Here is a 15,393-nt window from a genome sequence, read left to right as displayed (position 1 = left end):
CATTCTCTGCCATAGTCATGCCGGACAGCACCCGCCTCCGCCCAGAGATCGATAACAAACGGGGTGGGGCCGGCACGACCTCCGGAGCCGTCGAGTGACCCTCCCGCGCACGCCCGCACTCACCCACGCCGACGGCACGTTCCTGCGCGCCGGCCGCCCGCACCGCGTCCTGTCCGGCTCGCTGCACTACTTCCGCGTCCACCCGGAGCAGTGGGCCGACCGCCTGGACCGGCTGGCGGCCCTCGGGCTCAACACCGTGGACACCTACGTCCCGTGGAACTTCCACGAACGCCGCCCCGGCGAGGCCGACTTCGACGGCTGGCGGGACATCGCGCGCTTCGCCCGGCTGGCCCAGCGGACGGGCCTCGACGTGATGGTGCGGCCCGGTCCCTACATCTGCGCCGAGTGGGACAACGGCGGGTTGCCGGCCTGGCTCACCGGCACCCCCGGCATGCGGCTGCGCACCAGCCACGGCCCCTACCTGGAAGCGGTCGGCCGCTGGTTCGACGTGCTCGTCCCGCGCCTGGCCGAACTCCAGGCCGCGCACGGCGGACCGGTCGTCGCCGTGCAGATCGAGAACGAGTACGGCAGCTACGGCGACGACCACGACTACGTCCGCTGGGTACGGGACGCCCTGACCGGCCGCGGCATCACCGAACTTCTCTACACCGCCGACGGCCCCACCCCGCTCATGCTCGACGGCGGGAGCCTGACCGGCGAACTGGCGGCCGCCACCTTCGGCTCCCGGCCCGAGGACGCGGCGGCGCTCCTGCGCGCACGCCGGCCCGGTGAACCCTTCTTCTGCGCCGAGTTCTGGAACGGCTGGTTCGACCACTGGGGCGAGAAGCACCACGTGCGGTCCTCGGACAGCGCCGCCCGGGACGTCGGGGACATCCTCGACGCGGGCGGCTCGGTCAGCCTCTACATGGCGCACGGCGGCACCAACTTCGGCCTGTGGGCCGGCGCCAACCACGACGGGGAGTCCCTGCAGCCCACGGTCACCAGCTACGACTCGGACGCCCCGGTGGCCGAACACGGCGCGCTCACCCCCAAGTTCCACGCGCTGCGGGAGCGGTTCGCCGCCGTGCCCGGCGTCCCTGCGCGCCCGCGGCCGCTGCCCGCCGACCCGCCCCTGCTGCCGCCCGCGACGCTGCCCGTGACCCGGCGGGCCGCCCTGCTGGACGGAGTGCGCGCCGCCGCCGAGCCCGTGCACGCGCCCGTGCCGCTCGGCTTCGACGAACTCGGCCAGTCCGCCGGCCTCGTGCTCTACACGGCCCACCCGCTGCTGCCCGCCGGCCGCCACGAGGTGACCGTCAGCGGACTGCACGACCGGGCCCAGGTCTTCGCCGACGGCGTGCCCGTCGCCGTACTCGACCGCGAGACCGCCTCCTTCCCCCTGACCGGCACCGGCGCGCGCGTCCGGCTGGAGCTGCTGGTCGAGAACCAGGGGCGGATCAACTACGGGCCGCTCCTCGGCCAGGGCAAGGGCATCCTCGGCGGCGTACGGATCGAGCGCCGGCTCGTGCACGGCTGGACCATGCACCCCCTCCCGCTGGACGAATGGTCCCCGCACGACCTCGCCCGCGCCACGTCGGCCGCCGGACCCGGCGGCACGGCCGGGTTCGCCACCGCCGTGCTGGACGTCCCCGAACCCGCCGACACCTTCCTCGCCCTCCCCGGATTCGCCAAGGGCTTCGTCTGGGTCGGCGACATGCTGCTCGGGCGGTACTGGGAGGCGGGCCCGCAGACCACGCTGTACCTGCCCCGCCCCCTCCTCCGCCCGGGCCCCAACACACTCACCGTCCTGGAGCTGGAACGCCTCGGCGGCCACGTCGCCCTCGTGGACCGCCCCGACCTCGGACCGGCCGAGGAGTACGTCGAGACCTTCGACTGACCGCGCCCGACCCAGCTCACCGGCCCGCACACCGCAATCGGTTCACCAACCCCCACTGGCAGCAACACGAGTTGAGGAGTACCCGTGTCACGGTTGACCGCTCCCCGAAGCAGACTCGCCCTCGCGGCCGTCGCCACCGCCCTCGCCCTCGCCGGCGGCGCGTCCCTCGGGTCCCCGCCCGCGTCCGCGTCCGGCCCCGGCACCACCTACACCGTCACGGTCGGGGACAAGGGCTCCTGGACCCGGCCCGACGACACCCCGGCAGCCACCTACATCGACAAGGACGGCACCTTCTACTACCAGCAGGCCCACGCGCTGTACGGCGCCGAGGACAGCCGCGCCTGGAGCTTCTACACCGGCACCGACTTCGACACCGCCGAACGGTCCGCGACCAGCGACGCCGTCGACCCCGACGAGCCCAGGGACCGCAACGACGACACCACCTGGCGGTGCAACAACAGCCCGACCGGCAAGGAGTCCACCTTCCCGCCCGCCGGCTCGCACTACGCGCAGAAGAACTACTGCGACCTGGCCGGTGTGTGGGTGGACCCGGACACCGGCGACTGGTACGGCCTGGTGCACAACGAGTTCACCCCGCAGCCCTTCGCCGACGGCCTCCACTACGACGGCATCGACTACGCGGTCTCCCGCGACCAGGGCCGGACCTGGTCCGTCGAGGACCACGTCATCACCTCGCCGTACAGCACGAAGCGCGGTGACACCGGGGCGTTCCCGCAGCAGACCTACCACTACGGCGACGGCGACCCCCGCCTGTTCGCCGACACCGCCTCCGGGTACTTCTACGTCTACTACGGCTCGCGGATCGTGGACAAGGGCGGCAGCTGGAAGGCGTTCCACGCCCACGTGGCCCGGGCGCCGATGTCCGGCAAGATGGCGCCCGGCACCTGGCAGAAGTGGTACGACGGCGCCTGGTCCGAGCCCGGCGTCGGGGGCCGCGAGAGCAACATGGTGCCCGTCGGCGGCTCCGGGGACACCGGCTACACACCCGTGGCGGACGAGTACGACCCGGCCACGCCCGGCAAGGCCGACGAGCAGGTGGCCGCGGGCGAGATGCCCCCGACCTCGCCCCTGTTCGTCATGGACATCACCTACAACGCCCACCTGGGCCTGTACGTGGGCGAGCCGCAGGCGGTCGACCAGAGCGGCGACGCCCCGCAGCAGTTCTACGCCACCGACGACCTCGCCACGCAGAAGTGGTTCCCGCTCGGCGACACCGGCGACCACACCAACGCGTCCTGGTACCGCTGGTTCCTCGACGGTGTGAACAGGACCGGCTCCGGCATCGTCGGCAAGTCGTTCCGCTCGTACTGCTCCTTCGGCTGCTCGGGCGGCACGTCGAGCGAGTACGTCGACATCAGCATCGGCACCTCCGATCCGGCGGCACCGGTCGACACGGACAAGACCTACCGGATCACCGGGGCGGACGGCCGGGCCCTCGCCCAGCGGACGGCGCACGGCTCCGCCACCACGTCGGTGCGCGGTTCGAAGCCGTCCGGACTGGCGGAGTGGGACTTCACCGACAACGGCGACGGCTCCTACCGCATCGCCAACGCCGCGACCGGCGGGCTGCTCGGCGTCGACTCCACCACCACGGCCGGCCGGGCCTGGGGCACCAAGCCCACCGTCACCCGCCCCGGCAGCGGCGGGCCCTCCGTCGGACAGCAGTGGTTCGTGATCCCCGGAGCCTCCGCCGACGGCACCCCCAACGGCACGTACCGGCTGGTCAACCGCTACAGCGGCCTGGTGATCGGCGTCTCCGGCAACCCCCACCGGCGCGCCGAGACCACGCCCGTCCGCTCCTGGACCGACAGCACCGGCGACCGGGTCGGCGGCCGGCGCGGCCCCGGCGAGCAGACACTCACCCTGACGCCGAGCGGGCGCGCCGGCTGACGTGACGGGGTGAGCGCCGGGCCGGGACACGTGCGGTGTCCCGGCCCGGCGCCGGCCCGCTCCGGTCAGGAGGCGGGCAGCTCACCGCGGACCGTGCGGGCGGCGGCGACCAGGTTCTCCAGCGACGCACGGGTCTCGGGCCAGCCACGGGTCTTCAGTCCGCAGTCGGGGTTGACCCAGAGCCGCTCGGCCGGGATGGCCTTCAGGCCCGTACGCAGGAGGTCGGCGGCCTCGTCGGCGCTCGGGACACGCGGGGAGTGGATGTCGTAGACGCCCGGTCCGGCCTCGCGAGGGTAGCCGTGGGCGGCCAGTTCCCGGGCGACCTGCATGTGGCTGCGGGCTGCCTCCAGACTGATGACGTCGGCGTCGAGGTCGTCGATGGCCTGGACGATGTCGCCGAACTCCGCGTAGCACATGTGGGTGTGGATCTGGGTGTCCGGACGCACCCCGCTCGTGCTGAGCCGGAACGCCTCGGTCGCCCACGCCAGATAGGTGGCGTGGTCGGCGGCCCTCAGGGGCAGCGTCTCGCGCAGTGCGGGCTCGTCCACCTGGATGACCGAGGTGCCGGCGGCCTGCAGGTCGTTCACCTCGTCGCGCAGGGCGAGGGCGACCTGCCGGGCGGTGTCGCCGAGGGGCTGGTCGTCGCGGACGAAGGACCAGGCGAGCATGGTGACCGGCCCGGTGAGCATGCCCTTGACCGGGCGGTCGCTCAGGGACTGGGCGTAGTTCGTCCAGCGCACCGTCATCGGCTGCGGGCGGGAGATGTCACCGGCCAGGACCGGCGGACGGACGTAGCGGGTGCCGTACGACTGGACCCAGCCGTGCTGGGTGGCGAGGTAGCCGGTCAGCTGCTCGGCGAAGTACTGGACCATGTCGTTGCGCTCGGGCTCGCCGTGCACCAGGACGTCGATTCCGGTCTTCTCCTGGAAGGAGATGACCTCCTGGATCTCCGACCTGATGCGCTCCTCGTAACCGGCCTCGTCCAGGCGCCCGGCGCGCAGGTCGGCGCGTGCGGTGCGCAGCTCGGTGGTCTGCGGGAACGAGCCGATGGTGGTGGTCGGCAGCAGGGGCAGCCGGAGGTGGGCGCGCTGGGCCGCGGCCCGTTCGGCGTACGGCTGGGAACGGCGGGTGTCGGCGCTGGTCACGGCCTCCGCACGGGAGCGGACGGCAGGGTCGCGGGTGATGGGTGAGGTGGCCCGGGAGGCGAGGTCGGCGCGGTTGGCGGCGAGTTCGCCGGTGATGCCGTCGGTGCCCTGGGCGAGGCCCTTGGCGAGCGTGGCGATCTCGGAGGTCTTCTGCCGGGCGAACGCGAGCCAGCGCAGGATCTGCGGGTCGATGTCCCGCTCGAGGGCCGCGTCCAGCGGGACGTGCAGCAGGGAGCAGGAGGCGGAGACGTCTACACGGTCGGCGAGCCCGAGCAGGGTGCCGAGTGTGGTCAGGGACTTCTGCAGATCGTTGATCCAGATGTTGCGGCCGTTGACCACACCGGCGACCAGGCGCTTGCCGGGCAGTCCACCGACGGCGGCGAGCGCGTCGAGGTTGGCGGCGGCGGCCTCGGTGAAGTCCAGCGCCAGCCCGTCCACCGGTGCCTTGGCCAGCATCGGCAGGGCGTCGCCGAGCCGGTCGAAGTACGAGGCGACCAGCAGCTTCGGACGGTCGGACAGGGCGCCGAGATCACGGAAGGCGCGCTCCGCGGCATTCAGCTCGGCCGGGGTGCGGTCCTGGACCAGGGCGGGTTCGTCGAGCTGGACCCATTCGGCGCCGGCCGCACGCAGGTCGGCGAGGACCTCGGCGTACACGGGAAGCAGCCGGTCCAGGAGCGTGAGCGGCTCGAAGTCCGCGGGCACGCCGGGAGCGGGCTTGGCGAGCAGCAGGTACGTGACGGGGCCGACCAGGACCGGACGGGCGGTGAGGCCCTCGGCGAGGGCTTCCTTCAGCTCGGCGACCTGCTTGGTGGAGTCGGCCGTGAAGACGGTGCCGGGACCGAGTTCGGGGACGAGGTAGTGGTAGTTCGTGTCGAACCACTTGGTCATCTCCAGCGGCGCCACGTCCTGGGTGCCGCGGGCCATCGCGAAGTAGCCGTCCGTCGCGTCGGCGACGACGGCGGCGCGGTGCCGTTCCGGAATCGCGCCGACCATGACGGTGGTGTCGAGGACGTGGTCGTAGTACGAGAAATCACCGGTGGGCACCTCGTGGATGCCGGCGTCGGTGAGCTGCCGCCGGTTGTCGCGCCGGAGTTCGGCGGCGGTGGCGTGGAGGGCGTCGGCGGTGACGCGGCCCTTCCAGTAGCCCTCGACGGCCTTCTTCAGTTCACGGTTCTGACCCTGGCGGGGGTAGCCGTACACGGTGGCCCGTGCTGCCGCGGCTGCGGACTTCGCTGTCACGGAGATCTCCTTCGCGAGATGAGTCCCTGAGATCCCGGGGACGGGACGAGAGCGCGAAGGTGTGGCTGACAGCCGGACGGTGACGACCCCGCGCGGCAAAGGCACGGCCGTTCCGTCTGGTGCACGCCGACCCGCCCTCGAGGTCACCGGGATGTCCGCGCGCGGAACGGTCCGCACGCGGGCAGTTGGCAGGTCTTCGGACTCGCGGGCACGCCCTCCGTCCGGAGGACACCTACTGGCCGTCGCTTCCCGGGCCCGGTACGTCGGACCCAGTGCGTATGACGGCGGTCGTTCCCGCTCACCGCTGCGGGGCAGTCCCGGATTCCCACCGGGTTCCCTCTTACGACACCCCGCCTGGCGGACGGGGCGAACCAGCTGCACCGTTCACCCTACCGGGGACCACCCCGGAATCGGCCGGACGCGTCCGGCATGCGGACGGTGCGACGGGACACACCGCCGGCGGACTACTGCTGGGCCCAGTCGCTGCGGTCCCGCTCGGGCGCGACGGCGTGCCGCGGGCAGGCCGTGTCGTGGGCCGAGCCCAGCGAGGTCCACCACACCTCGCAGCAGTCGGCGCTCACGGGGACGCGGGCTGCGGCGGGGCGGGTGCACTCCGGGCCGTGCACGGCGCCGTCGGAGTGCCGCCAGAAGGCGCAGCACGGGGCGAGACCGACCGGCTGCCGATGAGGCGGACGGGCCAGGAGTTCGGCCCGGCGTGCCAGAACGGTCCTGCGCCGGTGCTCGGCCCCCTCCCGGGCCGCGCACCAGGCCATGACCCCCGCGGCGTAGAGCCCGGGCAGGGCGAGCCAGGGGTGGTGGCTGCCCCCGTACCAGGCGGCGGCGAGCAGGAGAACGGCGGCGGCACGGCACCCGCGTGCGGTGCGCAGGCTCGGTGTCACAGGAGACTCCCGTGGGTCGGCGACGGAGAAGGCCCTCAGGACACCCGTATGCCCGCGGTTCGCGGACCTACGTCCACCCGTCGCGCCCCATCCGCGTCCGGACGGTCCTCAGCGGCGTGCAGGGCGGAAATTCCGTTGCGGGCGCCCGCCGGCGCCCTCGATTCTGCTCTCATGTCCACCGCCGAACTGCGGCCGGCCACCCTTGCCGACGCGCCCGCCATCACCCAGCTCCTCAACGAGATCGACCGGATCGAGATCGGCCGCCCCGAGACCGACCAGCACACCGTCGAGGCCGACCTGAAGCATCCCGAGACGGATCTGAGCCGGGACTCGTGGCTCGCCTTCGACGGCGGCCTGCTGGTGGCGTACGGGCTGTTGTGGGACGAGTCCGGCGGCGAGCGCGTGGACATCGACCACTACGTGCTCCCCGGCCACCAGGACACCGGCCTGCGGCTGCTGGCCGCCATGGAGGACCGCGCCCCTGCCAAGGCACGGGCCAACGGGGCCGCTCGGGCCGTCGTCCACCTGCATCTCAACGCCCGGCCCACGACCGACACCGCGCTCCTCGCGGAGCGGGGCTGGCGGGTCGTCCGGTCCCACCACGTCCTGCGCCGGGCGGTGGACCCCGCGGCCGACCTGCCGCCGCGTGCCCCGGCCGGGGTGAGCGTGCGCGCCTGCGCGACGGAGGCGGACCGGGTCCGGGTGCACGAGCTGTACCAGCAGGCGTTCGCCGGGCACTTCGACTTCCAGCCGCGCCCCTACCGGCTCTGGCTCAGCGACATCGACGCCGAGGGGCTCGACTGGTCCCTGGTGTGGATCGCCGCCACCGACGACCTGGGGGACGCCGGTTTCCTGCTGGCCCGGGACGACCGCGAGGCCATGGGCTGGATCCGCGCCCTCGGCGTGCTGGGCGAGGCACGGGGGAGGGGCCTGGGCGGATTCCTCCTGCGGCACGCCTTCGCGCACTTCGCCGCGCGGGGCCGGGACACGGTGGGCCTCGGGGTCGACACGGCCAACGCCACCGGCGCACCGCGCCTCTACGGCCGCAACGGCATGACCGTCCACTTCGCGGTCGACACCTGGGAGGCCGTCATCGGCTGACGCCCGGTACGGCACCGGCCGCCGGCCGGTGCCGTCGGCCGAGCACGTCAGAGCACCATCGCGACCGTCACCGCGCCGAGCAGCGCCCCGTTGCTGCACGAGATCGCGGCGCGGACCCCACTGCCCTTTTCCGGAGGACAGCGCCCCGCGCACGCAGTCGCCGACCGCATGGAAACGGGTTGGCGGAGCACATCTCCTGCATGGGAACCGTGGTGCACGTACCGCAGACAAGGGACATGGTCGGTGAGGAGCTGTCCGGAGACGAAGCGTGGACCGCGCTGCGCCGCTACGGGGGCCGCCGGCTGGTGACCGACGCGTTCCTGCGCTTTCGGTACGCGGACGGATTCAGTTTCGCGCGTGCCCTCGCCTTCCAGTTGGTCATCGGGATGGTCCCGCTCGCCATCGCCCTGGTCGGGGTCTCCGCGGCCACCCACACGGAGAGCGTCGGACGACTGATCGAACTGACCTTGCGCGAGATCGTTCCGCCGGACAGCGCCGAACTCGTGCGCGAGGGACTGCTGGCGACCCGCACACATGCCGGTGCCGACACGGCGGGCACCCTGGCCATGTGGCTGGGCCTCGGTTTCGCCGTACTGAACCTGGCGTCGGCCATGGGCCAGATCGAGCGGGGGTGCAACCGCATCTACGGGATCGAGCGCGACCGGCCGTTCTGGGAGAAGTACGCCCGCAGCCTGCTGCTGGCGGTCGGTGCGGGCGGGCCGATGGTGCTCGGATTTCTCGTGACGGTGGCCGGCGGGGCGGTGGGCAGCGCGGCAACGGAGGTGTTCGGCCTGCCCGGACCGTTGCTCGGCTGGTGGAACTGGGGGAAGGTCCCGGTGGGCGTGGCGCTCGCCTGCATGGCATCGGCCGTCGTCCTGCGATGGGCGCCCCGGCGCGACCAACCGGGTTACACCTGGCTCGTGTTCGGGTCCGTCGTACAGCTCCTCCTGTGGATCACGGCGACCTGGCTGCTGGCCCTCTACGTGGGGCACAGCGGGTCCTTCGGGTCGCTGTACGGGCCGCTGACCGCCCTGATGGCGCTGTTCCTCTGGGCCAACCTGGCCGGCGTCGCGCTCTTCCTGGGCGTGGCCTTCGCGGCCCAACTGGAGGCCGCCCGAGCCGGCATCACCGCGCCCGTGCACCCGGATCCAGGTTCCGGGCCCGGCCCCACCGGCCAACTGCCCCGGCAGCGATGGGACGGGGATCAGCCGACGATGCCGGCGAGGAGGCCGCGCCGCGGTTCGTAGTGCGGTACGCCGGGGGAGAGACCCAGACTTGCCCGGCCCCTGCGACGCGTCAGCAGTTCGGCACGCCGTCGATCCAGTTGGTGGCGTTGTCGGTGTAGTAACTGGCCATGTAGCCCCGATGGCCGCTCGGGGTGAGCACCCATACCCAGTACGGGTTGCCGCCGACGCTCTGCGCGCCCTCCTGCTGGCAGTACACCCACACCTGCGCCGGACTGCTCACCGTCGTCTGCACAGACGGGCAGTTGGCGGCCGACGGGTACAGATAGCACTGCTCCCCACCACCGGCACGGACGTTCACGCCGGAGGCCCAGACACCGTAGTAGCCCTCGCCGTGCCCCGTCGCGTGGGCAGAACCCGCTGTGCCGAAGACGAGTCCGGCGGCGGCGATGGCCGTGGAAGCCATGGCCGCGGCGGCGGCTCTCACCGAACGAATCATGTGCGGTCCTCCTTGGATGGTCTGAACGACGATGCCGGGCCGGCGTCCGCGAACCCCAACGTGCCGTCGGCAAGCCCGTGGTGGGCGGGACGACTATCACATGGTCAATGTGGGCCTGTCAGCGAACCGAGGACGCATGATGTCTTGCGATGGATAATGAGCACGTTATGTGTGCAGGTCGTACGGGGTGAAGGGGGCCCGTGAAGGCGTCCGGGGCGGGGGAGCCGAGCATTCATCAGCTTCGGCTGTATCTCACGCTGAGCGAGGAGCTGCATTTCGGGCGCGCCGCCGCGCGTTCGTTCATCACGCAGCCGGCGTTGAGTCAGCAGATCAGGGAGCTGGAGAAGCGCTTGGGAGTGGACGTGGTGGAACGCGCGGGCCGGTCGGTTCGCCTGACGGAGGCGGGCCTGGCACTACTCCCCGAGGCCAGGGCGGCCATCGGGGCTCTGGACCGGCTGAGGCGCGTCGCCGACGCCCAGCTGCGGCAGGCGTCCGGTCGTCTCGTCGTGGGGACCATGGGAGCCGAGGCATCCATGGAGCACACCCGCTCCGTGCTCGGCCTGCTCCAGAGTCGCCACCCCGGTATGACCGTGCAGCTGATCAACCTGGGTTTCGGCGATCATCTGGCCGCGCTGGCACAGCAGGAGGCCGATGTCGTCTTCCTCCGTCCTCCGGTGACCGACGACATCGAGCTGCACCACCTGGCCACGGAGCCGCGAGTGGCGTGTCTCGCCGCCGATCACCCCTTGGCCGCCCTGCCCGGTCTCACCTTGGCCCGGCTCTCCGATGTACCGGTGGTCGACATGCCGCGGCAGGTACCGCGCCTGTGGTGGGATTTCTGGGCGGTCGACCCGCGCCCCGACGGCAGCCCCGTGCGCTACGGTCCGGTGGTCACCGACATGGAATCGTTGCTGCACACCGTGGCCGCTGGTGAAGCGATGTGTTTCCTGCCGGCCGCCGCTCGTGAGTACTTCCCCCGGCCGGGCATCGAGTACGTCGACGTGGCCGACCTCGCACCCTCCACGTCCGCCCTCGCCTGGCTGAGGGTGCGGCGGGGCGAAGCCACCGTCAGGGCTGTCCGGCTGGCTGCCCAGGAGGCCACGAGACGCGGCTTCGGTGAGCGCTGTACGGCTGATGACGTCACCTCATGACGACATACGTTCTACGGTGGTCGCGGACCTAGGGGGGGCGGCGCGTGGCCAACGTCGTGGAGCTGATCTGCTATCCCGTCAAGGGGTGTGCGGGCACCTCGGTGAACGATGCGTTCCTGACGCCGGCGGGCCTTGCCCACGACCGCAGCTTCATGGTCATCGGCGAGGACGGAATCTTCCGCACGCAACGCCGGCAGCCCCGACTCGCCCTGATCCGGCCCGCCATCAGCACCGACGGCTCTTGGCTCACCCTCGACTCGGCCGAGGGCGCGGGTCGCTTCGGCACGCTGCGCCTCGACGTGACGACATCCGCGCCGCGCCGCGACGTCGACCTGTTCGGCAACCCCTTCCAAGGGATCGACCAGGGTGACGAAGCCGCCACCTGGCTGTCGGAGTTCCTCGGCACCCCCAGCCGTCTGGTCCGCGTGCCGCCGGAGCACGACCGAATCGCCGACGGCCTGACCCCTGGCCCGACCGGCTATGCCGACAGCAGCGCGGTGCACCTGCTGTCCCGCGCCTCCCTCGCCCTCCTCAACCGGCGGATGGCCGAGCGTGGTGCCCCGATGCTGCCGATGAACCGGTTCCGCCCGAACATCGTCGTCGACAGCCACGACGGTCACGACCACGACAGCGGCGACCGGTCCGCCTCACCGCACGCCGAGGACCGCGCACGCCGCATCACCATCGGCGATGCCGAGTTGGGCTTCGCCAAGCTCGCGGTGCGCTGTGCCGTCACCCTGGTCGAGCAGGAGGCCGGAGCAAGGCGGGGGCCGGAGCCGCTGCGCACACTCGCGAGCTACCGACGGGCCGCGGGCGGCGGCGTGGTGTTCGGCGCGAAGTTCTCCGTGATCACGCCGGGGAAGCTCTCGGTGGGCGACGAGGTGGTCGTCCGGGACTGGGGCGACGCCGGCCCGTGGAACCCCTGACGAAGGTGAGCCGGCGTTGCTAGCTCTGCTGCCGCTCGTCGCGCCGCGCCTGCTCCCGCGCGTGGTGGCCGAGGGCCGCGCTGCGGCTCGTCGACAGATGGTGCAGGACCAGGTCCTGGACGCGCTCCACGTCGCGTTCCGCGATGGCCTGATAGAGGGCCTCGTGCTCCAGGGCGACCGCCATCAGGTCGTCGTGCTGCCCCATGAGCCAGCGCAGGCGGCTGCGCAGGACCCGTTCGAGTTCGTTGAGCAACTCGTTGGCGGCCAGCGAGATCACCGTCTGGTGGAAGTCGGCGGCGGCCCGGCGGGCCCCCACCGCATCGTCGGCGCGGGCCGCGTCGAGTTCGGCGTCCACCGTCGCACGGAGTCGTTCGAGACCGTCGCGGGTGTGCCGTCCGGCGGCGAGCCGGAAGGCCAGGGTCTCCAGACCCGAGCGGACCTCGTCGAGGTCGGCGATGTCGCTCGTGGTGAACTCCCGCACCACCGCCCAGGACCGCGGCCGCGGCGTCACCAGCCCCTCCGACACCAGCGTCCTCAGGGCCTCCCTGACGGGCAGCCGGCTCACGCCGAGTGCCTCGGCCAGCTCCCGCTCGACCAGGCGGCTCCCCGGTCGCCGCACGCCGTCCACGATCTCGTCCCGCAGCCTTCGCGTGACCCGCTCGGACTCGGGCATGAAGCCCTCTGACGCAGCCATCGCCGTCCTTCGTCCCTCTTCCCGTTCCGAGCCGCACGACCGCGCCGTGCGGAGCGGCGGTCGGGCGGCCCGTCAGAATACCCCGGAGCCGGCCGCCGGCCGGGGCGTGGGAGGACTTGGTGCGGGGTCAGCCCACCCGCGGGGGCCAGTTGACGATCCGCTTGGCGCGCGGAGGAGCGTAGGTGCGCACCTTGGACGTGGACAGGCCGAGGCGGACCAGGGACTCGGCGACCGTCACGGCGGCCGTGACGCCGTCGACCACGGGGACGCCGGTCCGCTCCACCACGCGTTCGGCGAGCCCGGCCATGCCTCCGCAGCCCAGGCAGATCACCTCGGCCCGGTCGTCCTCGACCGCGCGGGCGGCCTGTTCGGTGATGGCGTCCACGGCGGCCTGCTCGTCCCGCTCCAGTTCGAGCACCGGCAGCCCGCTGGCGCGCACCGAGGCGCACCGCGCGCTCAGTCCCGCCACCTCCAGCCGCTCCTCGATCAGCGGGACCGTACGGTCCAGAGTGGTGACGACGGAGTAGCGGCGGCCCAGGAACTGGGCGGTGCTCGCCGCGGCCTCGGTGATGTCGACGACGGGTACGTCGAGCAGTTCCTGGAGCCCTTCGCGGCCGTGCTCCCCGTAGCCCGCCTGGATCACCGCGTCGAACGGCTCCGGGTGGGCCCGGACGGTCTCCATGACGGCGACGGCGGCCAGGTAGCTCTCGTAGTTGCCCTCGACGGACTCCGCGCCGAAGGCCGGGGTCAGCGGCACGATCTCGGTGCCCTCGGCGGCCGCGGCGGCGGCCTGCTTGCCGATCGCGTCGGTGATGGACTGCGTGGTGTTGACGTTGACCACGAGGATGCGCATGGGTGGGCCTTCTGCTCGGGCGGGAGGTTCCGCGGGCCGCCGCACGGTGGCGGGGCCGGCTCGCGGCGACGGTGGGACTGTGTCGCCACGGCGGCGTTGCTCCGCGGCGGCGGGGGACTTGCGGCGGGTGTTCCGTGCTGACGGCGGGGCGCTGCCGTGCGGCGACGGCGGTTCGCGGCGACGGTGGGGCTGTGTCGCCACGGCGGCGTTGCTCCGCGGCGACGGTGGACTTGCGGCGGGTGTTCCGTGGTGAGGGCGGGTGGCTGCCGTGCGGCGACATCGGTTGGCGGCGACGGCGGGCCGGACGGCCCCGCGGCGGGCCTGCCCCGCGGCGACCGCGGACACGAGGCGCCACCGCGGGCCCGTCCCGCCCCGACCGTGCCGCGGCTACTCCGCCGCCACGGCGATGGCCTCGCCGTCCACGTCGCGGATCGGTGAGGCGCGGTCCGCGATGACCGCGTACAGCGCGGCGGCGACGATCGCTCCGACGAACCAGGAGAACCCGGCCGCGGCGTGGAACCAGGGGACCAGGGCGACCACGACGGCGACGGCGGCACTGGGGACGAACGCGGCGACGGCGCGCGGGTTGTAGCCGCGGCGGTAGTGGTACTCGGCTCCCGCGTCCTCCGTGTAGAGGGCCGGCACGTTCACCCGGGACTTCCGCAGCAGCCAGTAGTCCGCCATGATCACGCCGAACAGCGGGCCGAGCAGCGCGCCGAGCCCGCCGAGGAAGTAGTTGACGACGACCGGGCTGTTGTAGAGGTTCCAGGGCGTGATCACCAGGCCCAGCACCGCGCTGACCAGGTCGGCGCGGCGGAAGTCGAGCCGGTGCGGGAAGAGGTTGACCAGTGCGTAGATCGGCGCGACGAAGTTGGCGAGCAGGTTCACCGCCACCGTGAGGGCGATCAGGCAGAGCGAGGCGACGGCCAGCAGGAACATGTTGGGGATCGTCCGCACGATGTCCGTCGGGCTGGTGATGACGTGCCCGTCGAGGCTGAACTGCGCGCCGCTGAGCACCGCCACGATCACGGCGAAGAAGAGCATGTTCACCGGGATGCCGATCACGTTCCCGCGGACGATCGAGCCCCGGCTGCGCGCGGAGCGGGTGAAGTCGCAGAAGTTCAGCACGAACGTCCCGTAGATCACCACCCACAGCGCGGCGGCCTGCAGCACCTGGAGCCACATCGCGCCGCCGGTGAGCGGATCGTCGACGGACAGGGAGATCGAGCCGTCCGCCCGGACGAACATCCACACCGCGAGGGCGCACATGGTGAGCAGCGTGGTGGGCGCGGCGAAGGCCATGTACCGGCGGATCATCTGCATGCCGTAGCTCACGATGAGCACCTGGAGCGCCCACAGGACCAGGAAGGTGATCCAGCCGAGCGTCGACTGCCCGAGCAGGGAGTTCGTGTCCAGGCGGGCCAGCCCGGGGAACATGGCCACCAGGAGGGCGCTCAGCACCGCTGCCGCGAGATAGGTCTGGATACCAAACCAGGCGATCGCCACGGCGCCCCGGACGACCGCCGGAATCTTCGCCCCCTTGATGCCGAACGCGATCCGGCTCATCACCGGGAACGGCACGCCCGTCTTGTGACCCATGAATCCGGACAGGGTGAGCAGGAGGAAGAGCAGGACCGAGGCGAGCGCGAAGGCGGCGAGGATGCCCCACACGTTGAGCCCGAGGGCGAACAGTCCGATGGCGAAGGCGTAATTGCCCAGGCTGTGCACGTCGTTGGCCCAGAGGGTGAAGACGTTGTACGCGCCCCAGCGGCGCCCTTCGCGTTTGGTCGGGGCCAGGTCGTACGTGTAGAGGCCGGAGCTGGTGGCGGTGTCGCTGGACTCCGCGGACGAGCGGCGGTCTTCCAGGGCAGTCATACGGGACTCCTGGGATCAGGAT

General features: G+C 72.2%; 12 protein-coding genes and 1 riboswitch. Of the genes, 6 read left to right on the top strand and 6 right to left on the bottom strand.

All coding sequences use genetic code 11. From position 1 onward, the window contains the following. The first annotated feature begins 94 nt into the window (after positions 1–94). Positions 95–1,894 (top strand): beta-galactosidase family protein, encoded by a 1,800-nt coding sequence (locus tag ACGF3J_RS20395; protein ID WP_393854445.1) that lies wholly within the window; start codon positions 95–97, stop codon positions 1,892–1,894. A 93-nt stretch (positions 1,895–1,987) separates the two neighbouring features. Beyond that, the gene (locus tag ACGF3J_RS20390; protein WP_393854523.1) at positions 1,988–3,805 is read left to right on the top strand and encodes an RICIN domain-containing protein; all 1,818 of its coding nucleotides are present in this window, start codon (positions 1,988–1,990) and stop codon (positions 3,803–3,805) included. Between the two features lie 65 nt (positions 3,806–3,870). Here ACGF3J_RS20390 and metE read toward each other — a convergent pair whose 3' ends face one another. Both metE and ACGF3J_RS20380 read right to left on the bottom strand, forming a co-directional pair. Next, positions 3,871–6,189, bottom strand: a complete 2,319-nt coding sequence (gene metE, locus ACGF3J_RS20385; protein WP_161329011.1) for a 5-methyltetrahydropteroyltriglutamate--homocysteine S-methyltransferase — start codon at positions 6,187–6,189, stop codon at positions 3,871–3,873. A 169-nt stretch (positions 6,190–6,358) separates the two neighbouring features. Further along, positions 6,359–6,580, bottom strand: a riboswitch (cobalamin riboswitch). 73 nt (positions 6,581–6,653) lie between these two features. Further along, positions 6,654–7,088, bottom strand: coding sequence for a hypothetical protein (locus ACGF3J_RS20380; protein ID WP_161329012.1), 435 nt, complete (start codon positions 7,086–7,088; stop codon positions 6,654–6,656). A gap of 171 nt (positions 7,089–7,259) precedes the next feature. Between ACGF3J_RS20380 and ACGF3J_RS20375 the strand changes: the two genes are divergently transcribed. Together ACGF3J_RS20375 and ACGF3J_RS20370 are read left to right on the top strand one after the other, a co-directional pair. Next, entirely contained in the window at positions 7,260–8,189 is a 930-nt protein-coding gene (locus tag ACGF3J_RS20375) for a GNAT family N-acetyltransferase (protein ID WP_393854444.1), read from the top strand. A gap of 200 nt (positions 8,190–8,389) precedes the next feature. Continuing rightward, the gene (locus ACGF3J_RS20370) at positions 8,390–9,436 is read left to right on the top strand and encodes a YihY/virulence factor BrkB family protein (RefSeq protein ID WP_161332078.1); all 1,047 of its coding nucleotides are present in this window, start codon (positions 8,390–8,392) and stop codon (positions 9,434–9,436) included. A gap of 49 nt (positions 9,437–9,485) precedes the next feature. On the opposite strand, the gene ACGF3J_RS20365 is transcribed toward ACGF3J_RS20370, so the two are convergent. Further along, on the bottom strand, positions 9,486–9,872 hold the full coding sequence (locus ACGF3J_RS20365; protein WP_161332073.1) for a hypothetical protein: 387 nt from the start codon (positions 9,870–9,872) through the stop codon (positions 9,486–9,488). 200 nt (positions 9,873–10,072) lie between these two features. On the opposite strand from ACGF3J_RS20365, the gene ACGF3J_RS20360 reads away from it, so the two are divergent. Together ACGF3J_RS20360 and ACGF3J_RS20355 are read left to right on the top strand one after the other, a co-directional pair. Continuing rightward, entirely contained in the window at positions 10,073–11,023 is a 951-nt protein-coding gene (locus tag ACGF3J_RS20360; protein WP_161332074.1) for a LysR family transcriptional regulator, read from the top strand. Positions 11,024–11,067: 44 nt separating this feature from the next. After that, positions 11,068–11,949 carry an MOSC N-terminal beta barrel domain-containing protein gene (locus ACGF3J_RS20355; RefSeq protein ID WP_161332075.1) on the top strand — a complete coding sequence of 294 codons (882 nt, stop codon included), beginning with the start codon at positions 11,068–11,070 and terminating at the stop codon, positions 11,947–11,949. Positions 11,950–11,968: 19 nt separating this feature from the next. On the opposite strand, the gene ACGF3J_RS20350 is transcribed toward ACGF3J_RS20355, so the two are convergent. The 3 genes from ACGF3J_RS20350 to ACGF3J_RS20340 form a co-directional block, all read right to left on the bottom strand. Further along, positions 11,969–12,643, bottom strand: coding sequence for a GntR family transcriptional regulator (locus ACGF3J_RS20350; RefSeq protein ID WP_161332076.1), 675 nt, complete (start codon positions 12,641–12,643; stop codon positions 11,969–11,971). 127 nt (positions 12,644–12,770) lie between these two features. Then, positions 12,771–13,496 (bottom strand): aspartate/glutamate racemase family protein, encoded by a 726-nt coding sequence (locus ACGF3J_RS20345; protein ID WP_161332077.1) that lies wholly within the window; start codon positions 13,494–13,496, stop codon positions 12,771–12,773. A 387-nt stretch (positions 13,497–13,883) separates the two neighbouring features. Continuing rightward, positions 13,884–15,371 carry an NCS1 family nucleobase:cation symporter-1 gene (locus ACGF3J_RS20340; protein ID WP_393854443.1) on the bottom strand — a complete coding sequence of 496 codons (1,488 nt, stop codon included), beginning with the start codon at positions 15,369–15,371 and terminating at the stop codon, positions 13,884–13,886. Positions 15,372–15,393: the final 22 nt, after the last annotated feature.

The organism is Streptomyces sp. NPDC048171, from assembly GCF_043202655.1.
GTDB lineage: Bacteria > Actinomycetota > Actinomycetes > Streptomycetales > Streptomycetaceae > Streptomyces.
This window is presented reverse-complemented; position numbering and strand designations above follow the sequence as displayed.

Excerpts from the sequence above, each read along its gene's own strand:
- ACGF3J_RS20375 (WP_393854444.1), top strand. The coding sequence starts at position 7,260 with ATGTCCACCGCCGAACTGCGGCCGGCCACCCTTGCCGACGCGCCCGCC.
- ACGF3J_RS20370 (WP_161332078.1), top strand. The coding sequence starts at position 8,390 with ATGGGAACCGTGGTGCACGTACCGCAGACAAGGGACATGGTCGGTGAG.
- ACGF3J_RS20365 (WP_161332073.1), bottom strand. The coding sequence starts at position 9,872 with ATGATTCGTTCGGTGAGAGCCGCCGCCGCGGCCATGGCTTCCACGGCC.
- ACGF3J_RS20350 (WP_161332076.1), bottom strand. The coding sequence starts at position 12,643 with ATGGCTGCGTCAGAGGGCTTCATGCCCGAGTCCGAGCGGGTCACGCGA.
- ACGF3J_RS20345 (WP_161332077.1), bottom strand. The coding sequence starts at position 13,496 with ATGCGCATCCTCGTGGTCAACGTCAACACCACGCAGTCCATCACCGAC.
- ACGF3J_RS20340 (WP_393854443.1), bottom strand. The coding sequence starts at position 15,371 with ATGACTGCCCTGGAAGACCGCCGCTCGTCCGCGGAGTCCAGCGACACC.